The 25,679-nt window shown below is 57.3% G+C and carries 23 protein-coding genes and 3 pseudogenes; 13 read left to right on the plus strand and 13 right to left on the minus strand.

Annotated features, from left to right (window positions below):
• Positions 1-5: 5 nt before the first annotated feature.
• The 4 genes from A4E19_02770 to A4E19_02785 form a co-directional block, all read right to left on the minus strand.
• Positions 6-1,754, minus strand: a complete 1,749-nt coding sequence (locus tag A4E19_02770; GenBank protein ID OQW33788.1) for a hypothetical protein — start codon at positions 1,752-1,754, stop codon at positions 6-8.
• A gap of 73 nt (positions 1,755-1,827) precedes the next feature.
• The gene (locus A4E19_02775) at positions 1,828-2,118 is read right to left on the minus strand and encodes a Lipid A biosynthesis, N-terminal (protein ID OQW33789.1); all 291 of its coding nucleotides are present in this window, start codon (positions 2,116-2,118) and stop codon (positions 1,828-1,830) included.
• Between the two features lie 73 nt (positions 2,119-2,191).
• Positions 2,192-2,938: a glycosyl transferase gene (locus A4E19_02780; protein ID OQW33790.1), complete on the minus strand. Its 747-nt coding sequence runs from the start codon at positions 2,936-2,938 to the stop codon at positions 2,192-2,194.
• Between the two features lie 125 nt (positions 2,939-3,063).
• Positions 3,064-3,627 (minus strand): hypothetical protein, encoded by a 564-nt coding sequence (locus tag A4E19_02785; GenBank protein OQW33791.1) that lies wholly within the window; start codon positions 3,625-3,627, stop codon positions 3,064-3,066.
• A gap of 140 nt (positions 3,628-3,767) precedes the next feature.
• Here A4E19_02785 and A4E19_02790 point away from each other — a divergent pair, with 140 nt between their 5' ends.
• Complete coding sequence (locus A4E19_02790; GenBank protein OQW33792.1) at positions 3,768-5,207, plus strand: hypothetical protein; 1,440 nt, start codon at positions 3,768-3,770, stop codon at positions 5,205-5,207.
• A 12-nt stretch (positions 5,208-5,219) separates the two neighbouring features.
• Here the strand turns inward: A4E19_02790 and A4E19_02795 are convergent, their stop codons facing one another.
• Together A4E19_02795 and A4E19_02800 are read right to left on the minus strand one after the other, a co-directional pair.
• A complete protein-coding gene (locus tag A4E19_02795) occupies positions 5,220-5,702 on the minus strand; it encodes a hypothetical protein (protein OQW33793.1) in 483 nt (160 codons plus the stop codon).
• A gap of 101 nt (positions 5,703-5,803) precedes the next feature.
• The gene (locus A4E19_02800; protein OQW33794.1) at positions 5,804-6,262 is read right to left on the minus strand and encodes a hypothetical protein; all 459 of its coding nucleotides are present in this window, start codon (positions 6,260-6,262) and stop codon (positions 5,804-5,806) included.
• A 327-nt stretch (positions 6,263-6,589) separates the two neighbouring features.
• Between A4E19_02800 and A4E19_02805 the strand changes: the two genes are divergently transcribed.
• A complete protein-coding gene (locus tag A4E19_02805) occupies positions 6,590-7,573 on the plus strand; it encodes a short-chain dehydrogenase (GenBank protein OQW33795.1) in 984 nt (327 codons plus the stop codon).
• A gap of 68 nt (positions 7,574-7,641) precedes the next feature.
• The gene (locus A4E19_02810; protein OQW33796.1) at positions 7,642-7,980 is read left to right on the plus strand and encodes a cupin; all 339 of its coding nucleotides are present in this window, start codon (positions 7,642-7,644) and stop codon (positions 7,978-7,980) included.
• A gap of 34 nt (positions 7,981-8,014) precedes the next feature.
• Here the strand turns inward: A4E19_02810 and A4E19_02815 are convergent, their stop codons facing one another.
• Positions 8,015-9,043, minus strand: a complete 1,029-nt coding sequence (locus A4E19_02815) for a hypothetical protein (GenBank protein OQW33797.1) — start codon at positions 9,041-9,043, stop codon at positions 8,015-8,017.
• 576 nt (positions 9,044-9,619) lie between these two features.
• On the opposite strand from A4E19_02815, the pseudogene A4E19_02820 reads away from it, so the two are divergent.
• Positions 9,620-11,032, plus strand: a pseudogene (locus A4E19_02820) (amino acid permease).
• 147 nt (positions 11,033-11,179) lie between these two features.
• Positions 11,180-12,328 carry an agmatinase gene (locus A4E19_02825; GenBank protein OQW33798.1) on the plus strand — a complete coding sequence of 383 codons (1,149 nt, stop codon included), beginning with the start codon at positions 11,180-11,182 and terminating at the stop codon, positions 12,326-12,328.
• Positions 12,329-12,500: 172 nt separating this feature from the next.
• On the opposite strand, the gene A4E19_02830 is transcribed toward A4E19_02825, so the two are convergent.
• On the minus strand, positions 12,501-15,341 hold the full coding sequence (locus tag A4E19_02830) for a hypothetical protein (protein ID OQW33812.1): 2,841 nt from the start codon (positions 15,339-15,341) through the stop codon (positions 12,501-12,503).
• Positions 15,342-15,443: 102 nt separating this feature from the next.
• On the opposite strand from A4E19_02830, the gene A4E19_02835 reads away from it, so the two are divergent.
• Complete coding sequence (locus tag A4E19_02835; protein ID OQW33799.1) at positions 15,444-15,656, plus strand: hypothetical protein; 213 nt, start codon at positions 15,444-15,446, stop codon at positions 15,654-15,656.
• Between the two features lie 246 nt (positions 15,657-15,902).
• Here the strand turns inward: A4E19_02835 and A4E19_02840 are convergent, their stop codons facing one another.
• On the minus strand, positions 15,903-16,457 hold the full coding sequence (locus A4E19_02840; GenBank protein OQW33800.1) for a hypothetical protein: 555 nt from the start codon (positions 16,455-16,457) through the stop codon (positions 15,903-15,905).
• Between the two features lie 419 nt (positions 16,458-16,876).
• On the opposite strand from A4E19_02840, the gene A4E19_02845 reads away from it, so the two are divergent.
• From A4E19_02845 to A4E19_02875, 7 genes and pseudogenes are all read left to right on the plus strand, one after another.
• Complete coding sequence (locus A4E19_02845; protein OQW33813.1) at positions 16,877-17,101, plus strand: AbrB family transcriptional regulator; 225 nt, start codon at positions 16,877-16,879, stop codon at positions 17,099-17,101.
• Positions 17,102-17,146: 45 nt separating this feature from the next.
• Positions 17,147-17,493: pseudogene (locus tag A4E19_02850) on the plus strand (hypothetical protein).
• A 116-nt stretch (positions 17,494-17,609) separates the two neighbouring features.
• On the plus strand, positions 17,610-19,265 hold the full coding sequence (locus tag A4E19_02855; protein OQW33801.1) for a hypothetical protein: 1,656 nt from the start codon (positions 17,610-17,612) through the stop codon (positions 19,263-19,265).
• Between the two features lie 50 nt (positions 19,266-19,315).
• A complete protein-coding gene (locus A4E19_02860; protein OQW33802.1) occupies positions 19,316-20,122 on the plus strand; it encodes a mechanosensitive ion channel protein MscS in 807 nt (268 codons plus the stop codon).
• Positions 20,123-20,242: 120 nt separating this feature from the next.
• The gene (locus A4E19_02865; GenBank protein ID OQW33803.1) at positions 20,243-21,334 is read left to right on the plus strand and encodes a hypothetical protein; all 1,092 of its coding nucleotides are present in this window, start codon (positions 20,243-20,245) and stop codon (positions 21,332-21,334) included.
• 43 nt (positions 21,335-21,377) lie between these two features.
• Positions 21,378-21,800: a mechanosensitive ion channel protein MscL gene (locus A4E19_02870; protein OQW33804.1), complete on the plus strand. Its 423-nt coding sequence runs from the start codon at positions 21,378-21,380 to the stop codon at positions 21,798-21,800.
• Positions 21,801-21,868: 68 nt separating this feature from the next.
• Positions 21,869-22,873, plus strand: a complete 1,005-nt coding sequence (locus A4E19_02875; GenBank protein OQW33805.1) for a hypothetical protein — start codon at positions 21,869-21,871, stop codon at positions 22,871-22,873.
• Positions 22,874-22,965: 92 nt separating this feature from the next.
• On the opposite strand, the gene A4E19_02880 is transcribed toward A4E19_02875, so the two are convergent.
• The 4 genes and pseudogenes from A4E19_02880 to A4E19_02895 all read right to left on the minus strand — a co-directional run bounded on the left by A4E19_02880 (position 22,966) and on the right by A4E19_02895 (position 25,652).
• Entirely contained in the window at positions 22,966-23,445 is a 480-nt protein-coding gene (locus A4E19_02880) for a hypothetical protein (GenBank protein OQW33806.1), read from the minus strand.
• 69 nt (positions 23,446-23,514) lie between these two features.
• Positions 23,515-24,471: an alpha/beta hydrolase gene (locus tag A4E19_02885; GenBank protein OQW33814.1), complete on the minus strand. Its 957-nt coding sequence runs from the start codon at positions 24,469-24,471 to the stop codon at positions 23,515-23,517.
• A 159-nt stretch (positions 24,472-24,630) separates the two neighbouring features.
• A complete protein-coding gene (locus tag A4E19_02890; GenBank protein ID OQW33807.1) occupies positions 24,631-25,056 on the minus strand; it encodes a hypothetical protein in 426 nt (141 codons plus the stop codon).
• Positions 25,053-25,652, minus strand: a pseudogene (locus tag A4E19_02895) (pyridoxamine 5'-phosphate oxidase). Before A4E19_02895 ends, A4E19_02890 begins: the two are co-directional and overlap by 4 nt.
• Positions 25,653-25,679: the final 27 nt, after the last annotated feature.

Below are 25,679 nucleotides of genomic sequence, written 5' to 3' on the forward strand. Positions count from 1 at the left end.
GACGGTCAGTGGCCAAGAATCTTGGGCTGGATTGGGGCATCACCCTTTGCTCCCAGGGACGGGGTGATCATCGGTTCATTGCTTAATAAGATGTAGCCATAACGTTTGAGAATCGGGTGAAATTCAGCCGCTTCTTTCGGCAAGTCATTCTGAAAGTACTCCGGGAGGAGGATCAGGGATCTGCCTTCTTTGCCGAGAGCCGTACGCAACCGGTCGATTTCCCCAGCCGGGATAAACGTGACGGTTCGCCTGGCGTAGAATGCGATGGATGGTCTGGTCGAACCGAATGCGATCAGTTGATCGGTCGGATTCAGGTTTAGCCCGGCTGCATAGGCCAGTTCCTGCGGCGGCGCTATCGCATATCGGTTGAGTCCTGGAACGACCGCCAGGATGGCGACAAGAAAGACACTTGCCAGCGCGCCTCCGGCCACTCCGAAGGCGATGCCCCGCCGGTTGTCGTTCAATCCGAAATAGCCGATCAGTCCCATAGCAACTATGACGATCGTCGCACCGACATAGGGACCGATACCCAGATCGAATTGAGTGGCGAGCGGAAACTCTTTGACCATCTTCCCGGAAAACTTGATGAACAGAGAAGGTGCGCTCGCAAACGCGACCGCCAAGAGATAGCCGAGCCCCATCATCAAATGAATCGACCCGCGCAGACCAGGTGTCGAAGAATCTTTTAGGCCTTGGGACCAAAACGAAGCGGTCAGAATGGCACAGGCAGGAAACAGCGGGCCGATATAGTGAGGCAGTCGGGTTGAGGACAGGCTAAAGAATATGAATACCCCGACGACGCAGAACCCCGCGAACCACTCCAACTCTTTACCGGACCCTAACGGAGTTCCTGATTCAGGTGGTTCGAGAGGGTTGCGCATTGCGCGGCATTCCCGCCAGCTCCGATAAGCACGATAGAGCCCCGCCGGCAGAAATGCGCTCCAAGGGTAAAAGCCAAGCAACAGAACTGGAAAATAAAACCACCAGCCTACTCCGTGTCCCTCCATCGGGGCCAGGAATCGTCCCACCGTATGGATCTTTGCCTCGGATGAATAGGCATCCCCGTGAATGAAGAACATGGCGGCATACCAGGGACCTGCGAGGGTCAGGAAAAGCACTAGACCGGCGATCGGTGCGCCGCGCTGCCGAAAAACCGGCCATTGACGCGTGGCAGCGAGGTACAAGAAAGCTGTGATCAACGGAACGGCGAACCCAACCGGTCCTTTCGTTAAGGTCGCCAAGGCCATGCCGGCATAAAACCCCCACATCCAATGGCGCCCTCGTCCTGGTTCGTGAAGGCCGAGCCAAAATCCGTAGAGGGACAGAGTGGTGAAGAAAATCAAGACACTATCGGTAATCGCCATGCGCCCGAGCGCGAGGATCTCGATATTCAACAGCAACATCAGCGCCGCATACAGACCGACGGTCGGGCCGCGCAGCCGGGTGAGAAACAGATAGTGCATGACGATTAACCCGACCCCGAAGAAGGCCGACGGCGCCCGGGCCGCAAACTCATTGACTCCAAACACGTGGTACGACATCGTCATCAGCCAATAGAGGAAGACCGGCTTGGCGACGCGCAGCTCTCCGTTGAAGGTCGGGGTGACCAAATCGCCGGAGGCAAACATTTCTCGACCGGCTTCGGCATTGCGGCCTTCGTCGCGATCGGTCAGACCCATACTGCCGAGCCCAGTGAAAAACAGCAGACCGGAGAGGAGCAGAAGGAGCAGCAACTGTATCGGTCGAGGAGACATGTGATCCATGATGGATGTAGCGGTCACCGGCAGGTGATCGAAAGCGCCGAACGGCGGTTGGTGTCTCCGTCTCTCATGCTTGCGGCCGAGGCTGGTTCTTGGTGTGATCGGCGCGGTGAATGAGGACTAGGTTGCGCAAATACACGACCGCGCCGAGTCCTTGCCCAGAGATAAACACCGGGTCCATGCGGTAAATCGCGTAAGCAAGCGTAATCAACCCTCCGATGAGACTCATGTACCAGAAGGAGATAGGGACGCGGCTCTCGGCGCTCCGCTCGGAAGCGATCCATTGAACCAGCCAACGGCCAAAAAAAAGTCCTTGGCCAAGAAAGCCGATGCCAAGCCAGATGGTCTCAGTAGACATGAAGTATCGGGGAGGAAGCCGCCGTCATACGTATGGATTGTGAGGTGGACCGTCTGGATCGCATCGTCTCACATCACTTGTCACGGAATTTGTAGCGCAACACACGATTCTGCATCCATCGAACCGCGATCAGATCGTACAGCGACTTGAACAGACGGTTCCCCATGCCGTATTTGGACACGCCATGAATGCGGGGATAGTGTCGGACCGGCACCTCGGTCACCGTAAATCCATGCATCAAGGCCAGCGCCGGGAAAAACCGATGCATGCCCTCAAAGAGCCGGATGCGTTCCAGCACGGCGCGCCGGAAAACCTTGAGCGGGCATCCCGTATCATGGACACCGTCATGAGTGAAAAAGTTTCGCACGGGGTTCGCGATCCGGGAGGAGATCATCTTTACGAATCCGTCCTGTCGTTGTTGCCTCCATCCGCAGACCAGGTCGTGAGACGCGGTATAAGGCAGCAGCTTCAAGATATCTTCGCTGTCTTGCTGAAGATCGCCGTCAATCTGGATGATGATCTCGCCCAAAGATTGCCGAAAGCCCGCATCAAGCGCGCAGGTCTTGCCGTAATTGCGGTCGAAGTGAAATACCCGCACCTGCGCATGCTCGCGAGCCAAGCGATCGAGCTCGTCGCTGCTGCCGTCGCTGCTCCCATCGTCAACGAAGAGAATTTCATATGGGCGCGAGCGCGACAGCTCGTGGGAATCCATGACTTTCAAGAGACTTGCAATGAGAGGAGACAAGTTCTCCCGTTCATCCTTGATGGGGATGATGACCGAGGCCCAAGGATTGGAATCGGGACTGGATGGCGGTGTCATGATACGTAAAAGACTCGAGCAGCGGCCGGAGCTTATGTTGAAAACTGGCGCATTCTAACGGAAGGCGGGGAGAGGGTCAAACGCGTGTCGGAGGCTTGGGCTGTCGTCAATCGGACTATTGCGGACTATTGGCCGGAAGCCACGATCGTGAATCGCATCGTGCCCATGAGGCTCATCTCGTTGATTTGCTCCCCCGCGTGGATCTCGACTTTGTATCGGCCCGGTTTCCATCCTCCCGGCGGCGCTGAGAGTGTGAGATATCCGCTGTCATCTTCCAGCGCGATGTACATGGCATCCTCGCTGACGACCGTCCCCGGTGTGACATCGGCCACCTGTTCGGGCGTGCAGCGGCCGAACACGGTGAAGGCTTGATAATGTTGGTGCAGTGAGAACACGATGAAAATGGCGGGTACATCCGCGCGAAATCGCTCCATCGGTTTGATCGGCACGATTTCGTGACTCCGCCGAAAACCGAGTTGTTCTTCAAAATATTCAGCCACGGTAATCGACCGGAACATCCCTTTCGGCGGAGCATCGAAATCATAGGCATTCACGTCCTCCGTGCGATTTTGAAATTCAGAGATCGGCACGTTCTCGGCGAGAGGGAGCTCTTCGCCGGCCGCCGCTGTGCAGAACAGGAGAGCGGTCGCCATCACAAGGCCGGTCAGATGGGAGGCGCCGACCATCATTGCTGTCTGCTACACCCGTTGTGGGAAGGCTGTCAAGAACACGATGCATAAGCAGCCCATTGCGGGATTTTCCGGCCATCTGTTAGGATTTCAGCCGCGGTCCAGTCCGATTCATTCAGATTGATCGGGGACAGAACGATATGGTTCCAGATGCCGACGCCCTTCCCCAGCTCATCGGGGAGTATAGGCCACTCGATCAGTGGCAGGTCCATCTCAACCGGCTCTTCTATGGGTTGCGAGGGGACAAGCTCCGATCGTATTATCAAACGTTCGCCTCGGCCGACTTTCGGCTCGCCCATGCGTTGGCGGCCGATTATTTCGAGCGTGTCACCACACGCGAGAAGGCCGGAAGTCGTCAATCGACTGACTCCCCACGCGTGACCCCTCCCACCTCTCCCCTTACCGTGCTCGAGTTGGGGTCCGGCAACGGCAACCTTGCGGCTTGTTTCCTCAGTCATCTCAAGGTGCTCGACCAAGAGGGCGCGGTCTATCCGCGTGTGCGGTATGTCATGGTTGATTGGGAGGAGTCGATCTTGGCCGGGGCTCTGACCCATCCAAACTTGGCTGTGCATCGGGATCATGTGGACACCCATTGTGGATCGATCGAGCAGGTGAAAGGAGTCGACGATGGGACGGTCGATCGGATCATCTGTAACGAGCTGTGGAACGATCTGCCGACGAAATTGTTGGCGAAACATGGCGGCGAGGTCGAGGAGGAGTATCTTCGTCCCAACCTGAGCGAGTCGCTCCATGTCACAATTCAAGATTGGTCGGGATTCGTTCGGTCCTTCCAGGCCCAGGATCTGGACGTGCTCAAGACGTTTCCACCGTTTCTCGATGAGCTGGTTTGGGAAAAAGAGTATCGCAAGGTCGAATGGAAGGACCTGCCGTACCGTAAGACCATCGTTGACTTCCTCCAGGCCATCGACCAGGAAGTCTTGGTGCCAGTCAACGTCGGTGCCTTCGCGACCCTGAAAGAGGCCAAGCGGCTTCTCGCTCCGGACGCGATCGGCTTCAGTGCCTTCGATGCCGGGACCGCCGACATGAACGTCTTGAACGATCCCGAGAAGCCCTGCTACGGCCAGTTCGGCGGGCAATATAGTTTCATGATCAACTTCGCGCTGGTGGAAGCTGTGGCCAAACATCTGGGACTGAAACAGACGATGCTTGAATCTCAGCGGGAATTCATGGGTCGGTCGTTGAATACCAACGTCATGACGCTCATGGATCTGTTGGCGACGCATCCGTCTGCCGGGCCCAAACTGCAAACGTGGGAGCAAGATCGGCTTGTGCTCCAAACCATACGAGCACTCAACGAAACGTTCGAGAGTCCCTATCGCCGCCGGCTCGAATTTCCGCTCGCCGCCGCTATTCCGCCGCAAGAGCGAGATAACTTGGGGACAATCCTGCGCTCGCTGAAAGAGAACGGCATTCCAGACACTGTGGCGTATCTCACCGAGGAAGAGCTCATGAGTGCGCAACAGAATTTGGCCACCATCGGTTACGATGGGGATACCGTAAAAATGGCGTTGAGCGCTCCCCCCAGCCCCATCGAATACTGTCACTTCACCTGTCGCTAGGAGGATGCAATCCTAGGCTGCTCGCCGATCGACATGCCTATAGATCCACACGTTTCCACGTCTGATTTCCAGCCGGTCTGCAGCCAATTCATCCTTGGCGAGAGGCGGGGTTTCGGTCTCCGAGGGTTTCAATTCGGGCTTAGCCTCCGTCGCTTTCCAACTTGCGATCTGCCATTCCGCCGCCTTGGTATCGACATCCACTGCGCCGCATCGATTCAAAATGTCGGCGATTTCCCCCATGCGACTCTCATCGACTCTCACGCTTACAACCGTCCCGCCCCGCTGCACCCCTTCCTGATACATGGCCTGGTTCGATGGGCCAAAGCCAAGAGTCTGGGAAAAGCTTTCCCAAAAGCCTTTTGTCGACGTGTCTGTTCCTCCGGTGAGCTGAAAGCCCGCTTTGTCATAGACCTGCACATCAACGGAAGGAATGTTGAGAGCCATGATGTCGGTTCTTGCCTGTTCCGCTTGAGCCGGACTGTCGAATAACCCCATGATTGTACAAGTCATTGTTCATCTCCTTTCTTGTTGATGCCATCCCATGATGCATCATGATGCATTATGGGATCGACACTCATGCCTGAAACGGGTTGCTGTCATGTGGCACGCGACTCGATGGTGTCGCCTTTGCTTTCACACTGATGTTTGATCGATTGCAATGCGTGCTCCAACCCTTCCTGGATAGTGCGATGGCGATCTCCGCTCTGCTGATCGTACTTGTCCGCGATATCCGGCCGAGGATCGAACGAGAGGTGCACGGTGACCGCCGCCGTCGTGTCATCCCCGTCGCCTTTCACCTCTAACCACCCATGGTACCGGTTTTCACCGTCGGAGCCCCACTCGATGCGTCGACGAGCGGTGGCGACACGATAATAGCCGTCTGAATCGTAGGGACGTCCGGCGGTCTCACCTTGTACGCGGACCCGCCCGCTCCCTTGCGGCATGGCATTCGTCACCGTGGGGAGATATCGGGGTAAGTTGTCGACGTGCGAGACAAAACTGAAGACCTGTTGCGGGGGTGAATTGACAGTGATCGTATGCTCATACTGGCTCATGGAAACCTCCCTTAAGCCGGTTCGTATATAAAAACATACCGGACTCATGAGAATCGGATCACTCGGGAGAGCCCTTATCAAAAGTCACCCCAGGGAACAGTCAGCTCGCCGGTTGCTGAAAAGGCTCAATCAGATTCTTGATGTTGCAGACGCCTTCCGCCGGATCCTCGTTCCGAATTTTGTGGTGCTGTTCTTCCTCTATGCATGGTTCCTCTCGCGTTCACGCTCCATGTCGAGCTCACACCGCCGTGAAAGCCAGGGAACTCGCTGGTAGTCCGCACAAGAAAAGTATGGTCTAACTAATGGCTCATCGGATCGGGAAGATTCATGATGAGATTGCGCGGGCGCACAGTCGTCATTACCGGAGCATCGAGCGGAATCGGCCGGGCGACGGCGCTTGCCTTCGCCCATTGCGGGTGCCGTCTGGCCTTGTCCGCCCGGAGAGAAGATGTGTTGAAAGAGGTGGCCGAACGGTGTGCCCAAGCCGGAGGCAAAGCCATTGCCGTGCCGACGGATGTGATCGATTCAGAAGCCGTTCACGATTTGGCTCGGAGGGCAGAGCATGCCTTCGGCGGCATCGATGTATGGGTCAATAATGCAGGAACCGGGGTGTTCGGTCCCTACACCGAGGTCCCATTCGCGTTTCATCGGAGAACCATCGAGGTCGATCTCTTGGGAGCCATGCACGGAGCCTATGCAGTGTTGCCGCTGTTCATGCGTCAGGGATACGGGACTCTGATCAACAACATCTCAATCGGTGCCTGGTGTCCAACACCGTACACGGCGGCCTATACCGCGAGTAAGTTCGGACTGCGCGGATTTACCGCGAGCCTGCGCCAAGAACTGATGGAATGGCCCGATATTCACGTCTGCAGCGTCTTCCCTTCCATGATCGATACACCGGGCTTCGACCATGGAGCCAATTTCTCCGGTCACCGCATCGGCACGGGACCATTCATCTATGCCCCGGAGGAGGTGGCGGACGTGATCGTCGGTCTTGCCGTCAACCCGCAGGATGAAGTGGCAGTCGGGTGGCCCGCACGCGCCGCCCAGATCGCCTATACCGTCGCGCGTCGCCCGACCGAGTGGGTGGTAGCGACTGCGATGCGACTGTTGCTACGCCGCACAGGGCCGGCCCATCCCTCTGAGGGCGCATTGATGCATCCTCTTCCTAAGGGGACGACGGCAAGCGGAGGCTGGCGCAGGCGATATGCCGTACCGTCCGCGACCATCATGACCCGCATCGGCCTAGCTGCCATAGTCGGGACCGCACTGCTGCTCGGTGTGGGATCGGCAAACAGGAGATCGTGAACAGCCAATGACGATCATGGCGGAACCAGCGAACTCGTCCGGATCTACTGGTCATCATCGGAGGTGTCATGTCTGATAGCACGGTCAAAAAAATCGATTCCCATCATTCCCCGAACGGAAAAATGGGGCAAAAGTATCTGGCCTCCGGGAAAGCCGTCTCCATGCGACTCTGGGAGGAGCTGCAACCGGGAAGTCCGAAGGAGCCGCGGGCGCGGGACTACGAGACCGTCGGCTATGCCATCAAAGGACGCGCCGAACTCGATATCGAAGGCCAGACGGTCTTGCTGGAACCGGGCGATTCGTGGGTCGTGCCGAAAGGAAGTCGCCATTCCTTCACGATCGTCGAACCATTCACCGCTGTGGAAGCGACCGCTCCTCCGGCTGAGGTACACGGAAGAGACGAATAGCGCCGAGTCGCCCTCTATTGATGGCCAGCGGTCATTAGCCCGTCGGAGTCAGCGGAGCGAGCAACAGGGAACTCAGGGGACTGGCGAGAAGGGGAGCAAGCATGAGTCCGAATTGAGGAAAATGGTCTTGTAGCGACAGGAAGAGCCCGTGTTCCTTGAGCCATTCTTCCGGCTTGGCCACGACCGGCTGGGAAGAATTTCCGCACAACAGAGCCTGAGCTCGCTTCGCCAGGATGAGGGCCGCCGGCAGGTAGGTGGAGACGAGCATCAGCGTAAAGGTCACGCCCCAAAAGAGCGTAATGGCCAGGGCGGCTCCGAGCACGGATTCATGTGCAGCCGGATCGGCAATCAGCGCGGCAGGCCATCGCAGCCAGGCCCCCATATGCAAGACCCCCGAAACCAGAATCGCCGAGGCTGCAGCCAGCACTTCCTTTAATCGCGTCAACTGCATCGCATAAAACTCGGGATCCGGCCGCCTCCCCGTCGGTGGCGGGGCCAGCGTGCTGCAAGCAGCCAGCAGCGCCACCACCGGCACCACCATCGCCTGCACATTCACGATGGACACGACAATCATGGCATAGCGCAAGAGGTCCGGGCTGATCCGCTGCGGTCCGGCCTGGCGCAGATTATCGTAGCTGAAGCTGAAGACGGCTCGATAGAGCGCATGGGTTTCATCGAGAGCCCAGATAAAAGTCAGTCCGATGGAAGCAAACACGATCCCCACTGCCGTGACGACCATGAGTCGCGCTCGCGGATGAGATTGATAAATGATCATCCCGCACACGATGACGGCATAGAGTCCGGCCACCAGCGCCACCACGACGGTGGTGAGCCAGATGTACCGGGATTTGACCTCCACGAGAAAGTGAGTGGGATCGAAGGATTCCTTCGATGCTTCTGACGCTCGGTGCATCAGCCGGCTCGTGAGATTGTGAAAATTGTCGACCGTGATATTGGAACTGAACTCGAACAGACCGGCGGCGAGTAACAGAATGATCAGCGCGGGCAGGATGAGCAGCAAAAAGCGATAGTCGGAAGCGGGTGAGGCAATCGGGGACGTCATGATTCAGGTTGAAGCCATGCGGACGTAATCAAGTGGCAAAACGAGGTTGGAATCCTAGCATAATTATTCCATGGGGACGAGACAGGAAAGATGGCGGGGCGCCGAATGTGCTCGAGTCTCCCCGCAAGGGAATAGGCGTTCTCCACGAGGATTCGTCAATCGCCCCCGGCACAGCACATCGCCGCGGAGTGTCCTATGAGCACGATGACGTGAACTTGAAAGGGGTCTGAAGCGATGTGCCTTGGGGAGCCGGCTCAACTAGCAATGTTGAAAGCGGGTTCGTCGCGACTTGACTTCGGTATGGTAAGCCAATAGGATGCTTGTACAAATCGTTCCAAGAGGAAAACTAGGGTTCCGGCTTCCTTCCTGCAAGAAGGAGCGACTGGTCCAAGAGTTTTCGGCCTCGCATAACGAGGCTCCACGGAGGGATAAAAACCCGGGAGATCATGTACGCAGGTACATGGCCTCTTGGGAACTCAACCTTCCGGCAGGAGGTTTCGTTATGCATCTCCATCCCACGGTTCTTCCCGTACCGGATCAACCGGACCTCCTGCCGAGTCAGAGAGGTCTGGCATGTTGAATCAAGAAGGTCGGGATACGGTTCTTTCCGTCAGCTCTACGAATACTACCGGGACACTCCGCCGCAGCCTCAGTCTCTGGAACAGCTTGACCATCGGGTTCGCCACGGTTTCACCGGTGGCGGGGCTCTACGCCATCATCGGCGTACAGACGGTGGTCACGGGCGGCGGTTGGTTCGCGGCGCTGGCGCTTTGTTTGGTGATGCAGTTGCTGGTGGCAACCGTGTATGCGGAGCTCTCTTCGCAGATTCCGATCGCGGGGGGCGCGTACAAATGGGCCAGGCAGCTCGGAGGCGCCACCACCGGCACGTATGCCGGCGCCATCTACGTCAGTTCCACGATCGCGATGCTCACCACGACCGCCTACACGGGAGGGGTCTGGTTGGCGATTTTTTTCGGATCTGCAAGTGAGACTGGAGTCGCCCTCGTGATCTGGGGCGCGGTATTCATGCTGGTCTGCACCGTTCTCAATCTTATTCACGTCTCGGTCTTCAAATTTCTCATCTCTCTGGGAGTCTATGCGGAAATCGTCGGCTCGTTCGGAGTCGCGCTGCTGCTGTTCTTCTTTTTCCGGCAGCACGGATTCTCCGAACTGTTCGCCCATCTGGGGACCGGAACCGCCCCCAGCCAGACTGCCGCCTTTTTAGCCGCGCTCGCGATTTCCGGATGGGCGTTCATCGGCTTCGACGCCTGCTCCACCATCGCCGAAGAAACGCACGATCCCAAACGGATGGTGCCCCGTGCGATTTTTTTCTCTCTCTGCATGGTGGGGAGCGTGGTGCTCTTCAACTCCGCGGCGCTGACTCTGAGCTTTAACCGCGATACGTTGCAACAGACAAGCGCCGCGTCCGACCCGGTCACGCCGGTGATCGTCCAAAACTTGGGAGCTTGGGCGGAAACGCCGTTTTTGGCCATCGTCATGGTCGCATTCCTGGCGTGCGGATCATCCATGGTCCAGTACACCTCCCGTATCGTGTTTTCCATGGCCCGCGAAGGCAGTATGCCGACCGTCCTCAGTCGGGTCACCGCGGCCGGCGCGCCACGGAACGCCGTACTCTTCACGGTGCTGCTGGCGACGCTTGGCCTACTCTTCGGGCTCAACGATGAAGCGGTCGCCACGGTCCTGGCGTTCGGCACGGGCGGGCTGTACGCCATGTTTGCGATGACCACGGGGGTCGGACTCTATACGCGTCTCACCGGTCGGTGGGATCCCTCGTTAGGACAACTAAAGCTGGGGGCCTTGGGATTACTGATCAATACGGCGGCGTTTCTATGGTCGGTGTTCGAATTCATCAATATCGCGTGGCCACGTCCCTATGCCACCTCGCCCAATGCCCCCTGGTGGCAACTCTGGGCCGTGCCACTGGTTCTCGGAAGCATCCTCGGGATCACCACGCTCTATCTCCTGGTCGTGAGCTCGACAAGGAGCGACGTCTCATTGAGTCCGGGAGAGTCCGCCCCAACTCGAGAATGAACGCCAGGCCGTTCGGTAGTCTCGTACCGCAAGAAGGGTGTCACAGGAGTCAGGAATCCATTCATCGATTAGAAAGGAGCCATCATGGCGAAAAAGAGAACGTACCAAGGTAAGGTTCCCTTGCATGACAAATATGGGCCGGAAGCGAAATATGCGGTCGAAGCTGAAGCGCTCCTGCCGACCACGAAATATGAAGAAGAAATCGCCCGCGGGCTTGAATTGGGTCTGCCTGGGGCCGACTCCATCAAGGATCGTCGCATTCCCACGTTCAGCCGGGGAGAACTGCCGCACTTCGCCGGCATCAACACCTTTATCAAAGCGCCCTATGTCGAGGACGTCCGCAAGTGCGGCGAGTACGACGTCGCCATCCTCGGGGCGCCCTTCGACGGTGGGACCACCTATCGAGCGGGCACCCGGTTCGGCCCCCAAGGCATCCGCAAGATCTCAGCGCTCTATGGGACCTACAGTTTCGAGCTTGGCGTGGATCTCCGGGAATCCGTGTCCATCTGCGATCTGGGCGATGTATTTACGATTCCCGGCAACATCGAGAAGACCTTCGACCAAGTCAGCAAAGGGGTCGGCCATGTCTACGCGAACGGGGCCTTCCCCGTGGTACTGGGCGGGGACCATTCCCTAGGATTTGCCACCGTGCGGGGCGTGGCCCAAAATATGAACGGTAAGAAGCTTGGCATCATTCACTTCGACCGGCATGTGGACACGCAGGAGACCGATCTCGATGAACGCATGCACACCACGCCCTGGTTTCACGCGACGAATATCCCCAACGTACCGGCGAAAAATCTCGTGCAGATCGGCATCGGCGGTTGGCAAGCGCCCCGACCTGGGGTGAAGTCCGGCCGTGAACGTCAAACCACGATCATGACCGTGACCGACTGCGTGGAAATGGGCATCGAGAATGCCGCGAAGCAGGCGCTCGAAGTGGCGTTTGATGGGGTGGATGCGGTGTGGTTGAGCTTTGATGTGGACTGCTTGGACGCCGCCTTCGTGCCGGGCACCGGATGGCCGGAACCGGGCGGATTTCTGCCACGCGAAGTGCTGAAGTTTCTCCAGATCATCGCCGATACGAAACCGCTGGCAGGCATGGAAATCGTCGAATGTTCGCCGCCCTACGACGCGGCGGAGATCACCAGTCTCATGGCCACGCGGGTCATCTGCGACGTCTTGGCCTGCCAGGTACGATCCGGCAACCTGGCCAACCGGAAGAAACGGTGAGCAGCACTGATCGTGAGATGACGAAACAGCTACGTGGGGTCGTGCCTATCTGCAAGCCCCTTTAGCGTTTCTCGGTGAATAGCTTTTGTTGAGATAGTGATTGAATAACCAGCTTGTCATGCCGTGGAGATTTCAGCTCGGCCAGAGATCCAGGTGGCGACTCAGATGCGTTTCAAATCTGACGAGTGAGGGACGTTTCCGTCGAGTCAAGGATATCCGGCTCATCCATGAACCGCAGCATGTTGGCGCGTGCCGCACGGCGGAGGGCCAGCGCCGCCTGGAAATCTCGGCCCCCGGGCTCAAGCGGCGGACAGATTGTGATCGAAAGCCGGCCGTACCGTGGCAGCCAGTTGCGGTCCGGCAGTACTGAGCGAGTGCCACGGAGGACCAGCGGGAGGAGAGGTGTTTGGTTACGAACTGCGATGGAGAAGGCGCCTAACCGAAACGGCAAGAGACCGGGAGGACGGCGAAACGTCCCTTCCGGAAAGAACACGAGGCTTTCTCCTGTCCGTAGCAGACGCGCGAGCCGTTCGGCGTCCTCGACGCTCTTTTCGAATGCGAAGCGTTCGACGAATTCCGCGCCGATTTTCTCGAGAAACGTGCGCAAGACCCACACTCGCGTGAGTTCGCCCTTGACGATGAATCGTGGGCGGCCGGGCAACCACGCGAACAGAAGCAGGCCGTCAAGGTAGCTGGCGTGATTGGACACCAGAATCTGGGGCGAGTCCGGTCTCATGTACTCCAAACCGTCGACGCGCGGGCGGAGACCGCAGGCGCGAAACAGCGCTCTCGCCGCCGCTTGTGCCACTCCGTGCGCCGCTCGTCCCGCCGGCAGCGCCGCCACGAGCAGCCAGGTGATCGTGCCCCAGATCGCAAAGACACCGACCGCGTAGAGGCCGAACAACCATCTGGCGAACGAACGCAACGTGTGCCGCGTTCGGATGCCGAGACCAGGGCCTCGGAACTGCGCCAGCTGCCCCCAACCGCTGCGCGGCTCGATCCCGATGACGCCCCGTTCATATCGGTCGCGCATGGCGGCGCGGCGGATCTTTCCACTGGAAGTTTTCAGCACCTCATGGGGCGACGCCAGCACGATGTCATCCGGCGGTGAGCCCACCACTTCGGTCGCCAACGCCGTGATCTGGTCTCTCAGTCGGTCGCGTATCGCAGGATCACGCTCCTTGGTTTCCGCGACCACGATCAAACGCTCTCCGACGCCGTGCGTCTCACGGCTGCCGAACACCGCCACACAGCCGCAGCGCATACCGGGTAGATTGCCGACCGCTAACTCCAAATCGTATGGGTACAGATTGCGGCCGCCGCGGATGATGAGATCCTTGGCACGACCCGTAATAAACACCTCTCCGTTCGCGACATAGGCCAGATCGAAGGAATCCAGCCACTCTCCCTTCCTGATCTGTGCCGTCTCTTCAGGATTGCGGTGATAGCCTGCCGTTGCGGAGGGGCCTGTAAACTGAAGATGCCCTTGCCTGCGATCCGGCAGCGCCTTCCCCTCTTCGTCCACAATGCGGATCCGGTGACCCGGAAGAGGAAATCCGCAAGACACATAACGCAAGACGTCGTGCTCGTCGGTCGAGGCGGGAACGGCCAGCCCTTCCGAGCGGAAGGGGTCAGGCTTGATACGGTCGATCACCGGCTCTCGGCTGGGCGGCGGAAACGTCAATCCGACCGTGGATTCGGCCAGGCCATACGCCGGAAACATTGCGTCCTTGCGGAAGCCATAGCGCGAGAATCGAGAGGTGAATCGCTCGATTGTCTCCGGACTGACCGGCTCGGCTCCGTTGAGGGCCACGCGCCACGAACTCAGATCCAGCCCTTCGATCTCCTGGTCGCTGATCCGTGTGGCGCACAATTCGTAGGCGAAGTTTGGAGCGGCCGACAGCGTGCCGCCATGGCGGTGGATGGCCTTCAGCCAGCGCGACGGTTTGCTGAGGAATCTCAAGGGCGACATGATCGCCAACGTGTACCCGCAGCACAGCGCCCCCAGCCAGGCCCCGATCAGTCCCATGTCGTGATACAGCGGCAGCCAACTCACGAAGACGTCGTCGGGCGTCACGTGAAGCGCGGAGCTCATCGCCCGGATGTTGGCCAGCAGATTGGCATGGGTCAGCACCACGCCTTTGGGATTCCCCGTGCTGCCCGAGGTGTATTGGAGAAACGCCGTGTCTTGCGTCGCGACGTACGGGCTGGAGAAGGTGTCGGGATCGCCATGCAGATCCAAGGTCGTGGCCACGCGTTGAATGGAAGGCACCTTCGCCTGGAGCACATGTGCCACGCGCTTCGCATCGGGGATGGTGATCAAGGCCACCACTTCGGCATTAGTCAGGATACCCTGCTGCCGGAGCAAGTGGTCGCTGAGCTGGTTTAGCCTCGTCGGTGGATAGATCGGCACAGGAATGCCGCCGGCCAGTTGGATTCCGGCAAAGGCGCAGAAAAACTCTCGGCCGGTCGGGAGCATCAGCGCTGCGGTATGACCAGGTTTGAAACCTGAGCGGCGCAGGCCTACCGCAAGAGCCCGGGCATCTCTATACAATGTTCGGTAGGAAATCGGCTCGATCGTCTCGCTTTCCGCATGCAAGTGGATATGGATGCGATCTCCGTGATGGGCGGCTTGCCAGGCGAGCGCGTCGGGGAGGGTCTGTATCCCCGCAGGAATCGCAGCGCCGGCTTCCAGGGCTTGGCGGAGGCTGGGTTCAACAGCCGGCGCGGCCCTGGTGCCCGCGCCCTTGAGAATCATGCTCAGAAAATCGCCAGGGGTCTGTGCCTCGGCGAGCAACGACTCGGGAAGATCGATGTGGAACTCCCGTTCCACACGGGCAAACAATTCGACGCGCGACAAACTGTCGAGTCCCAACTCCCGGTCGAGAATGCTGTCCAAGCTGACCGCATGTGCAGCGGTGCTGCCGGGATGGACTTCCATCACCAGCTTGCGCACGACGTCCAGTAGACGCTGGATATGGTCCTGATCGGCTGGTGTGGCGATGTCCGCGATGTTGGCCACGGGATCCCTTTTGATACCGCTCCCTACGATAAGCCTCTAGAGAGTCGGACTCAAGTGCGCAGGAGATGGTAGAGCGCGGTCGTTTGCGGTGACATGCGAGGCGCATCGAACCGGCAGCACGCTAGAGACGCCAGAGACGAAACGCTGGCGGGGAAGGAAATCGTCGAGTGCTCGCCGCACTACGACACGGCGGAAATCACCAGCCTCATGTCCACGCGCGTCATCTGCGACGTCCTGGCATGCCAAGTGCGGTCCGGCAACCTGGCCAACAGGAAGAAACGTTGGGATGCATTGATTTCGGGATGACGAAACTGCCAATCGAAGGGCTTGCATCCGTGCAAGCCCTTTCAGGCGCCTGCTTCTACGAACAGCATCGCTATGTGTGTTAACGGACAAACGGATTGTCATGCTGCGTATCTTTATCCCAGAAGACGGAGGTGCTGCCGCTTCGGGATGAGATTTCTAGGAGGGCACGTCATTCCTACGATTTCGTAAAACCATGAAATGGTAAGAATAGCGGAGGCACTTTGTCACGGAAAGCTGAGGTAGGAGCTATACTGGTGTGTCTAAGCATGTCGTATCGAGCCTCAACTCGCCGAGAGTGATATCGACCTCCGGAAGTTTTGCTAGATCTGCATATCTATCCAAGAAGTAATACCACTTGTTCGCGTGGGTTTTATTCTCGAACCACGCTGAAGGTGCAGCGAGTAAAACCGCCCGACGGATATCCTGTTTCTTGGGCAAAGGAGACTGTCTTGTTGTACAGAGAAGATGAAGAAAGTATCGAACGATCTGCGATAGCGGCCTGTCATAGTTAAGATCCTCAGTGTATTTCACCTCGATGTATATTCGATTTTCATTAGAGGCGATGGACCGCAGCACCAGATCCGGAACCATCCCACCGGCTACATCGATCATTAATGTGGGAACGGGATTCCAGTCGCTTCTATCCTGAAAGATCTTATAGTCTCGTTCACTCACAAGATCGTAGAGACAACTGGCGTCACTGGTTCCCGAAATAATGCGAATATCTCGCAATAAGCTGCGATCAAGTAAAGCTCTTTCGAGTTTGGCAGCGAGGGCATCTTCAAGATTCTTTTCGACCAAAGTGAATCTCACTTTCGCATCTAGAGCGTAGCAATAACTTAGGTAGTTTACAGTGCAGAGCCGGGCGAGTCTATAACTCGGTGCTTCATGCATTCCACTTCACACCTATTGGCGATCAGAGAAGCCAAATCGATGATGTGTGCTTTCCGATGAGCGTGGCATCGTAGGGTAATTCGTCCGCGCATTCTTTACCCCGATCTTCCCAAAGCATTCGCGACCCTCAAATCCCACAGTCCACGGCCCGGTAACAAGCGACGACGCTGTCGTCAAATGGCATGCCAAATGACGACTCTCCCGACACCTGCCTGCGCGCCGGGATCTCCTTCTCTTTCACGGCACTTACTATGAATTCACGCTTTACCAAGCCCAGATAGAGTGATACGATGGATCTACATTGTATCACCAACGGGGAGACGGAGATGATTAAGAAATTGACCAAGCACGGCAACAGTCTGGCTCTTGTCATTGATCGAGGCGTGCTCGATCTGTTGGACATCGACGAGGAGACGCCGCTCAACATTAAAACAGATGGGAAGTGCCTCATCGTAGCGCCCGCGCAGGACACTGTTCGCCAAAAGAAGTTCCGTGCAGCGCTGAGCGAGGGAAATCGACGGTACGGAAAGATGTTGAAACGGCTAGCATAGCTCATGGCTGAGCCGCGATTTCTCTCAGTGGAGGACGTCATCGATATCCATGCCGACCAGATTGAACGATATGGAGGAAGCCTGGGCGTTCGGGATGTTGAGCTGCTGCGGTCTGCGATCGGAATGCTGGAGGCGGGTTTCGGAACCAATATCTGCATGCCGACCCCTGTGAAATGGCCGCTGCTTATCTGTACCACATCGTTCAGAATCATCCATTCATCAATGGTAACAAGCGAACGGGAGCCATGGCCGCGTTCGTGTTCTTGAAGCTCAACGGAGCTACGTTAGACGCAGATGAATCTGCCTTCGAATTACTCGTCTTGAAGGCGGCTCAGGGACAAACCAACAAATCAGCCATCGCGGAGTTCTTCCGCAAACATTTCCATCAGTAATTTCGGTGTCATAACTTGGTGAAGATAATCTAGCCGCGGCCCAGTTCACGGCGTTGCTGGTTTGACTCATCCAGCCTCCATTTATATACTTACGTTTCACCTGGAGGACGATCGAGATGAAAATTCTGATAGGTCTGCTCGCCGTAGTCGTCTTGATCGTTGGGATTCTGCTCTCCCTGCCGTTCCTGATCGACCTCAATAAGTATCAGGACCAGTACAAGCCGCATATCGAAGACGCGTTGAATCGCAAAGTTCAGCTGCAAGACATTCGGTTAACCGTCTGGCCGAGAATCGGCGCCCGTGTGGCGGGGTTCGCAGTGTTGGATGATCCGGCTTTTAGTTCCGGTCCATTTGCGTCGCTTGCGTCCTTGGATGTGGGTGTGAAACTCATGCCCCTGTTGAGCGGCAAGGTGGAGGTTGAGGAGATCACGCTTCACCAGCCGGTCATCACCGTCATCAAGAACCAGAAGGGTGTCCTCAATGTGGCAACCATCGGCCGTACCGGTGTACCGGCGCCTGAGAAGCCTTCACGTGCTCCGATCCCCTCGACAGAAGGACCGCTCAAAATCCTCGCGATGTTAGCCGTGGACCGCGTGTCGGTTGACGGCGGGAAGTTGACCTATCGCGACCTGTCGGCCGCCACTCCCACTGAATACACACTGCAAGACCTGGAGTTGCTCCTGCGAGACGTGCGACTGGGGCAAACCCCCAACCTCCATTTCGCTTCGCTGGTGCAGCCCTTCAACATGCCGGTGAAACTCGACGGTTCGTTTGGTCCGCTGAAAGAGACGATGGACATCGATGCCGTCAATTTCCAACTCGGCGTGGGAAAGACCGACTTCACCATTACAGGCAATGCCGCCGGAAACGACGCTGACCTCAACATCACTTCACCGGTGATCAATACGGCGAACCTTCCGGTTACGCTGCCATTGAAGAAGCCGGTCGATATCAAGGATGTTCAGATCGCTGCCGAGGTGAGGGGGCAGGAAGCCAAGTTGAGTTCGTTGTCATTTCAGCTGTTCGACGGCCACGTCAAGGGCCAGGGCAAAATGATCGCTGGATCCGATGCACCGCCTTTTAAAGGGGGTGTCACGGTTCAAGGACTGCAGCTCGGTCCGGCGTTGAATGCGGTCGCCGAAACACCCGTCTCCGTCAGCGGCACGGCCGGGGCCGATCTTTCGCTGCTCGGCAGGGGCTTCTTGATGCCGGACCTGACGAAGGCATTGGAGGGCACCGGTCATGTGGCGGTGAAGGATGGGAAGATCGAAGGGGTGAATCTTCTTCAAGAAGTGGCCTCAGCCCTCAAGGTGGCCGGCATTTCCCTTGGCGACGCGAAGGCCACGGCCTTTTCGACGATCGAGACCGATCTCGCCATCAATCAAGGGGTGATCAACGTGCAACGGCTCTTAATGGATAGCCATGATTTCCAGGCGACCGGCGGCGGTACCATCGGATTCGGATTCGATCAAAGACTGAACCTGATCGTAAATCTCAACCTGTCGCAGGATGTGAGCCAAAAGATTGCCGCTGCATCGCCGGTCGTGAAAATTGCCGTGAAAGACGGCCGATTGAGCCTGCCGCTCACGATCACAGGAACAGCGCAAGCCCCATCGTACGGAGTGGATGTGAAGGGCCTTACCGGCAAAGTGCAAGAGCAGGTCAAGAAGAAGGTCGAAGAAGCCGTGGGTGGACTCCTCAAGGGCACGACCAAGCCGGAGGACCTCGAGAAACAAGGGAAAGAGCTGCTCAAAGGATTGTTCGGTCGATAGGGGATGGCGCAGCCGATCGCGGAGTCAGTTCTCATCAGGAGACGGTTCCTATGAACGTCGTGGACACGCTCACGCAATATGCCGTGCAGTACGGGCTGCAAGCGGCGGTCGCTCTGGGTATTTTGGTGGCCGGGATGATGGCATCCCGGGGGGCCGGGAATTTCGCCCAACAGGCGCTCGAAAAGCAGACGCTTGAGCCACCGGTCCGGTTGCTCCTGGTCCGCATCGTCAAAATCGTGGTGATGCTCTTCACCGCGATGATCGCGCTTCAGACGCTGGGTGTTCCCATTGCTCCGCTCATTGCAGGAGTCGGCGTCGCAGGCGTAGGCATCGGACTCGCCTTGCAGGGTGTCTTAAGCAATGTCATGGCCGGCCTATCGATCATCTTCAGCAAACCCTACAAGGTCGGCGAACATATCTCGCTCCTCGGCGTGCACGGGGACGTCGTGGTTATCGATATCTTTACGACGACGCTGATGCATGCGGATCGGTCCCGCGTCATCATTCCCAATCGCAAAATCGTCGGAGAGATTCTGCATAACTTCGGCACCATCCGCCAGATGCGTTTGACCATTCCCGTATCACCGAATGCGGATCTCGATGACGCCCTTGCGCAAGTCCGGGACGTTCTCGATCGGCATCCATCGGTCATGAAAGAGCCCGTTCCTTCAATCGGAGTGGCCTCACTTGGAGAGTCGTCCTTGGCGGTGGCTCTTGCAATACAGCCGTGGACGGCTGTGGCGGATTACAGCGCGACTCAGGGAGAATTGAACAAATTAATTCTTCAACGATTTCAAGAGCGAGGGATCGAGCTGCCCTCGGCGAGTCTTACCGTCCGCATGGTGAACGATCGCTAGCCGTCGTATTCGTCTATGTCGTCTCTCCCAACTTGTACCTAGCCGTACATGGCACGGCCGTATTGCACCGTTACTCCAAACACAGCCTAGGTTCCAATACTACTTGCCGAAGGAGAACACATGAGACGATTTGTGCTGTCGGTCGCGCTCCTTGGTCTGATCATGACGAACCAGACCTTTGCCGAGGAGGGATCGCCTGCGACACTCTCGACACCGGTTCGTGATGTGGTGACCTTGAAAGACGGCAGTGTGATTTATGGCGAAGTGATAGAGATGACCGGCGGCCTCCTTCATCTTAAAAACTCCATGGTGAGCGACATTATCAAGATCAAGTGGGAAGAGATCAGTAAACTGACCGTTTCGCATCCCATTCCCTTTCATTTGAAGGACGGCTCCGTTCTGATGGGGACGGTGGAAGAGAGCGATCCGGACATGATCAAGCTGAAGGCCGGTCCGACCGGAAGCATCATGACCGTGCCGATGAACGTGGTCACGCAAGTAAACCCCGTCGTCCAACCTCCGGTCGTGTATACAGGCAGTATCAATGCGGGGTATTCGCAGACAGCGGGAAACGCGTCTCTCAAAAACGTCAGTGTGATCGGAGACTTTGTGGCACGCAGTGAGCAGTTGCGGCTGAGCATGCTGGGCCGCTACGTCTATGGAGACAATAACGGCTCTCTCATCACTCGGAATGCCCGAGGAACCATCAAGTTGGACTTCTTCATGACGAAACGGCTGTTCTGGTTCGCATCGTCCTACTTCGAGAACGATTTTTTCCAAGACCTGAAACTGCGTACGGCAATCTCGAGCGGGCCCGGCTACCAATGGATCGAGCGGGGAGATCACGGCGGAATCTTCAAGGACATGACGCTCTATGTCGAAGCCGGGCCTGCCTATTTCAACGAAGATTTTCGTGTTGCGGCGGACAGATCGAGTTTCCGCGGACGCGTATCGACCAAATGGAACTGGCCGCTGTTCGACGATCGGCTCACGATCTATCATTACCACGAAATCTTCCCGTCCTTGCAAAACTTCTCGGACTTTTTCTTCACGATGGATAACGGGATTCGGCTCAAAATCTTCGAGGGGCTGGCGAGCGGATTCCAAGTGACGACGCGCTACCTCAATCAACCGCCGCCGGGCGTCGTCAATACCGACAATCTGTACTTGCTGACGCTGGGCTATGCGTTTGATACCACCCGCAAGCGATAGCTTGTGGTATCGGACTGAGCCGCGTTCTCAGAGGAGGGGGACTATGCTGAAAGAATTCAAAGAGTTCGCCATGAAGGGGAATGTCCTCGACATGGCGATCGGCGTCATTATCGGCGGGGCGTTCGGCAAAATCGTGTCGTCACTCGTCAGTGACGTGCTGATGCCGCCGCTCGGATTGCTGATGGGTAAAGTGGATTTTTCCAGCCTGTTCATCGATCTGTCCAAGACTTCACCGCCGTCGCTCGCCGCGGCGAAAGCCGCGGGGGCTCCGACGCTCAACTATGGAGTCTTCTTGCAAAGCGTGTTCGATTTTATCATCATCGCATTCGTGATTTTTATGCTGGTGAAGCAAGTCAATCGATTCAAGAAGGAAGCTCCTCCACCGGCGCCGCCGGCGCCGCCGGAACCAACCAACGAGGAGAAATTGTTGAGGGAGATCCGCGATCTACTCAAGAATCGTCAATAAGATCGGCATCACAACCAGACCGGAGCGTTGCGGGGCGATGCCGCGCAACTGAGAGGGAAGGGGATATCATGCGAACGCTCAAAACCACTATGGCCCTGATGGGGCTGGTTGCCCTAGTAGGGTGTTCTTCGTCCGCCAAGCACCCTGGTTCATATATCAAGCAGCCGGAAGTGTGCATCGACAAGAAATGGTACGGCTATCACCTGGGAAGCGGGTGCCCTTCAACCGCGAAGGCAGTGGCATCCGACCCAACGGCTGACCGCCTTGCAGCGCTGGAACGAGAGCGGCAACGGCTGGCGGAGGAATTAGAAGCGGCGCGGAGGCAAAACGGAGCATTGAGCGACCGTGTGAGCGAGTTGGAGCGACAGCTGGCCGATCGCGATCGTGAGATTGCCGCACTTCGTTCCGGAGCCGGTGATACGGCAGCCCTTTCGAGTCAGCTTTCGGCGGCACAAAACACCCTCAGTGAGTCACAAGGAGACAAGGATCGGCTCGCCGCTGAGCTGGCCGCCGCAAGGCAACACATCGAGGACCATGACCGGCTGGCGGCGGAATCGGAGGCGCAACTCGCGGCGGCCAGGCAACGGATCGCGGATCTGGAAGGACAGCTGGATCAGAACAAGGGTAGCTTGGCAAAGGCCGAACGGGACCTCCTCAAGGCACTACGGCCTGAAATCTCGAAAGGAACGGTGTCGGTCAATCAAGCCGGCGATGCGCTCACGATCAATCTGGCGTCGAGTCTCTTGTTTGACTCGGGGCAAGACCAGTTAAAGGCAGGCGGATCGGATGCCTTGAAGCGAGTAGGCGGTGTTCTCAAAGACTTCACCGAAAAACAGGTGCATGTCGCCGGGTATACCGACAATGTCGCGATCAAAGGGGCGTTGAAAAAGAAGTTCCCGTCCAATAAAGAACTCTCGGATGCGCGGGCCGAGAGCGCGGCGCAGGCGTTGCGGGACGGGGGAGTGAGCGGCAATTTGTCGGCTGCCGGTCATGGGGAGACGAACCCTGTCGCGAGCAACAACACGGCGGAAGGGCGAGCTAAGAATCGCCGCGTGGAAGTCATCGTCCGGTAGCAGCAAGAAACGTATCCCTTGTCCTGAAAATCGAAGGGGGCTCTTCTCCGAACGAGAAGAGCCCCTTCGCATCAGACCCGCACCGGTGCACCTCATAATCCAAGTTCAGTGAGTGAGGGATGGGTGCGCGGGCGCCTGCCTAGCGGCCAGTGGTACTTCCGCTCAGATTCTTCGATGGGAAGATCGTTGATGCTGGCGATGCGCCGACGCATGAGGCCATTGTCGTCGAATTCCCAATTCTCGTTCCCGTATGACCGAAACCAGTTGGCCGAGTCATCGTGCCACTCATACGCAAATCGAACGGCGATGCGGTTACCGTGGAACGCCCACAGTTCTTTGATGAGGCGATAGTCCAGCTCCTTGTTCCACTTGCGCGTTAAGAACTGAACAATGGCCTCCCGACCGGTCAGAAATTCTGAACGATTTCTCCAGACACTGTCATGCCTGTAGGCCAACGATACTTTTTCGGGGTCGCGCGTATTCCAAGCATCCTCTGCCATGCGTACTTTCTGGGTCGCGGACTCGGCATCGAATGGAGGAAATGGACGCCTAGGCTGTTCGAGACCGTTCATGATGTTGACCTCCGTACGTTGGTCCTTCCCCCATGCCGGCAGACCGGCAAGGGGGCATTTGTAGCGCTGTCACCCTTGGCCGCCAGACTGAAGATTGCGGCCAAGGAACTCGCGAATCAGCTTCGCGATCTCGTGGCCGTGCGTCTCCAAGGCAAAGTGGCCGGTATCGAAGAGATGTACCTGTGTATTTGGAATGTCGCGCTGGTAGGGCGAGGCACCAGCCGCGACAAAAATGGCGTCATTCTTACCCCATAGGACCAGCGTCGCCGGCTTGTGTTCACGGAAATAGGCCTGCCACTGGGGATACAGCGGGATATTCGTGCGATAGTCGTAGAACAGGTCGAGCTGGATCTCCGAGTTGCCGGGACGGTCGAGCAGCGCTTGATCCATCGTCCAGGTGTCGGGACTGACTAGTGAGGCATCCTTCACGCCGTTCGTGTACTGCCACTTCGTGGCCGCCAGTGAGGTCAGCCATCGGATCGCTTCACGCTCGGTTGATCCCCCTGTGCCCCAATAGGCCCTGATGGGGTCCCAGAACTTTTCGAGTCCTTCGTCGTAAGCATTGCCGTTCTGCACGATAAGCGCGAGCACGCGTTCCGGATTTTTCGCCGCCAGCCGGAAGCCAACCGGCGCCCCATAATCCATCACATACAAGGCATAACGATTCACGCCAAGTTGATGGATCAGCTTGTCCACCACCTGCGCGTAGTTCTCGAAGGTGTAGGCGAACTTTGATCGGTCGGGAGTTCCGCTCTGGCCGAAACCAGGGTAGTCGGGCGCGATGACACGATACTTGTCGGCCAATTGAGGGATGAGATTCCGGAACATGTGCGACGATGTCGGGAAGCCGTGAAGCAGCAACAGAACGGGAGCGTCTTTCGGCCCAGCCTCTCGATAGAACATGTCCACGCCATCAACCTTGACGGCCTGGTACGTCACGCGGGTCGGACTTGCTTTGTCAGTCGTCTGCGCCGATACAGCGACCTCCGTTGTCAGCAGCATCAGACTCAACAACACAAACGGCATGATTCGTCGGCGCAGAGTCGTCTGCGGATAAGGATGTAACCGCCCTTCGATATTCATGATGTTCTCCTCCCTGTAATCGATCATTGTTGCTGCCGATGTAAAAATCATTGTGAGAGCGAATGGCCGCGGCCATCCGCTCCCGCGCGACATCACCGGTGATCAGCTATGGTAGTAACGCTCCTTGACGATCTTGCCGCCCTCCCAGTCAGTCTTGACGGCTTGTTCGAGGCTGATGGTTTCCCCATTCTTCAATTTCAAGGTCAGCACTGCATCATAGAAACTGGTGTTTCCCGCAACGGCCACGGCACCGATGGCATAGCTGACAAATGCCGCCACTCCAATCGTCTCTCTGAACTTGTTCAGTCTTTCGATGGAGGCTTGTTTGCCCACGATGGGGGGCTGATTGCCTTCCTGTGTAACGACCGAATCCGCAAAGTAGATCTTCTGACCTTCGGTCATTTGACCCTGCTTCAAAATGCCCAACATTTCTTGCAATGTTTCGCTCACCTGCTTGCTCATGATGATTTCTCCCTCTATGCCTTGCGGCGTGAAATAATGCTGTGACTCATTGGCGGAAGCCCTCACGATTTCTTCCTAGATAGTTGGGTCTCGAGTTCGGCAATTCTGGCCTTCAATGGGCCAACCAGTTCCTCTACCTCTTCGAGCGAGTACCGTGGTGTGATGTACTTCGGGCAGTTCCAGTCGAAGGACACCACGTCGATGAAGACAATTCGCTCGACTCGTGCTTTCATGTTGGGATTTGCGAGTTGTGCCGCAAGGTCTGGATGCGAACGAGCATCCTCGACTCTGGCATGGCCCAGGATTTTCAGTCTGACCCGATTCGGGTAGTCCATCAAAAACAGGGACACACGATCGTCTATGGACAGATTGCCTGTGCTCAAGAGTTGCCGGTTCCCTTGATAGTCCGCAAACACCAAGGTCGAGGGATTGAGCAAGCGCAGAAATCCCTTGGGCCCTCCGCGATGCTGAACATAGGGTCAGCCGGTTTCGCCCACGGTTCCCATGTAGAAGCTCTCTCTGGCGACTATAAACTCTGCCTCCCCATCACCCAGGAGATCACGTTCAGGAGCATCCGTGATGTTTGCCGCATGCCCATAGTATTGTTGCTGCGCGCGACGTACCGACTCGGTCATCATCGTTTCGAGATATTTCATCGCCATCGGCTTGTCCTCCGTCGAATCGGCCTG

It is taken from the genome of Nitrospira sp. SG-bin1, assembly GCA_002083365.1.
In the GTDB taxonomy this organism is placed as follows: Bacteria; Nitrospirota; Nitrospiria; order Nitrospirales; family Nitrospiraceae; genus Nitrospira_D.

Bases quoted from the DNA above. Each gene is read 5' to 3' on its own strand.
- A4E19_02770 (OQW33788.1), bottom strand. From the start codon at position 1,754: ATGTCTCCTCGACCGATACAGTTGCTGCTCCTTCTGCTCCTCTCCGGT.
- A4E19_02775 (OQW33789.1), bottom strand. From the start codon at position 2,118: ATGTCTACTGAGACCATCTGGCTTGGCATCGGCTTTCTTGGCCAAGGA.
- A4E19_02780 (OQW33790.1), bottom strand. From the start codon at position 2,938: ATGACACCGCCATCCAGTCCCGATTCCAATCCTTGGGCCTCGGTCATC.
- A4E19_02785 (OQW33791.1), bottom strand. From the start codon at position 3,627: ATGATGGTCGGCGCCTCCCATCTGACCGGCCTTGTGATGGCGACCGCT.
- A4E19_02790 (OQW33792.1), top strand. From the start codon at position 3,768: ATGGTTCCAGATGCCGACGCCCTTCCCCAGCTCATCGGGGAGTATAGG.
- A4E19_02795 (OQW33793.1), bottom strand. From the start codon at position 5,702: ATGGGGTTATTCGACAGTCCGGCTCAAGCGGAACAGGCAAGAACCGAC.
- A4E19_02800 (OQW33794.1), bottom strand. From the start codon at position 6,262: ATGAGCCAGTATGAGCATACGATCACTGTCAATTCACCCCCGCAACAG.
- A4E19_02805 (OQW33795.1), top strand. From the start codon at position 6,590: ATGATGAGATTGCGCGGGCGCACAGTCGTCATTACCGGAGCATCGAGC.
- A4E19_02810 (OQW33796.1), top strand. From the start codon at position 7,642: ATGTCTGATAGCACGGTCAAAAAAATCGATTCCCATCATTCCCCGAAC.
- A4E19_02815 (OQW33797.1), bottom strand. From the start codon at position 9,043: ATGACGTCCCCGATTGCCTCACCCGCTTCCGACTATCGCTTTTTGCTG.
- A4E19_02825 (OQW33798.1), top strand. From the start codon at position 11,180: ATGGCGAAAAAGAGAACGTACCAAGGTAAGGTTCCCTTGCATGACAAA.
- A4E19_02835 (OQW33799.1), top strand. From the start codon at position 15,444: ATGCGAGGCGCATCGAACCGGCAGCACGCTAGAGACGCCAGAGACGAA.
- A4E19_02845 (OQW33813.1), top strand. From the start codon at position 16,877: ATGATTAAGAAATTGACCAAGCACGGCAACAGTCTGGCTCTTGTCATT.
- A4E19_02855 (OQW33801.1), top strand. From the start codon at position 17,610: ATGAAAATTCTGATAGGTCTGCTCGCCGTAGTCGTCTTGATCGTTGGG.
- A4E19_02860 (OQW33802.1), top strand. From the start codon at position 19,316: ATGAACGTCGTGGACACGCTCACGCAATATGCCGTGCAGTACGGGCTG.
- A4E19_02865 (OQW33803.1), top strand. From the start codon at position 20,243: ATGAGACGATTTGTGCTGTCGGTCGCGCTCCTTGGTCTGATCATGACG.
- A4E19_02870 (OQW33804.1), top strand. From the start codon at position 21,378: ATGCTGAAAGAATTCAAAGAGTTCGCCATGAAGGGGAATGTCCTCGAC.
- A4E19_02875 (OQW33805.1), top strand. From the start codon at position 21,869: ATGCGAACGCTCAAAACCACTATGGCCCTGATGGGGCTGGTTGCCCTA.
- A4E19_02880 (OQW33806.1), bottom strand. From the start codon at position 23,445: ATGAACGGTCTCGAACAGCCTAGGCGTCCATTTCCTCCATTCGATGCC.
- A4E19_02885 (OQW33814.1), bottom strand. From the start codon at position 24,471: ATGCCGTTTGTGTTGTTGAGTCTGATGCTGCTGACAACGGAGGTCGCT.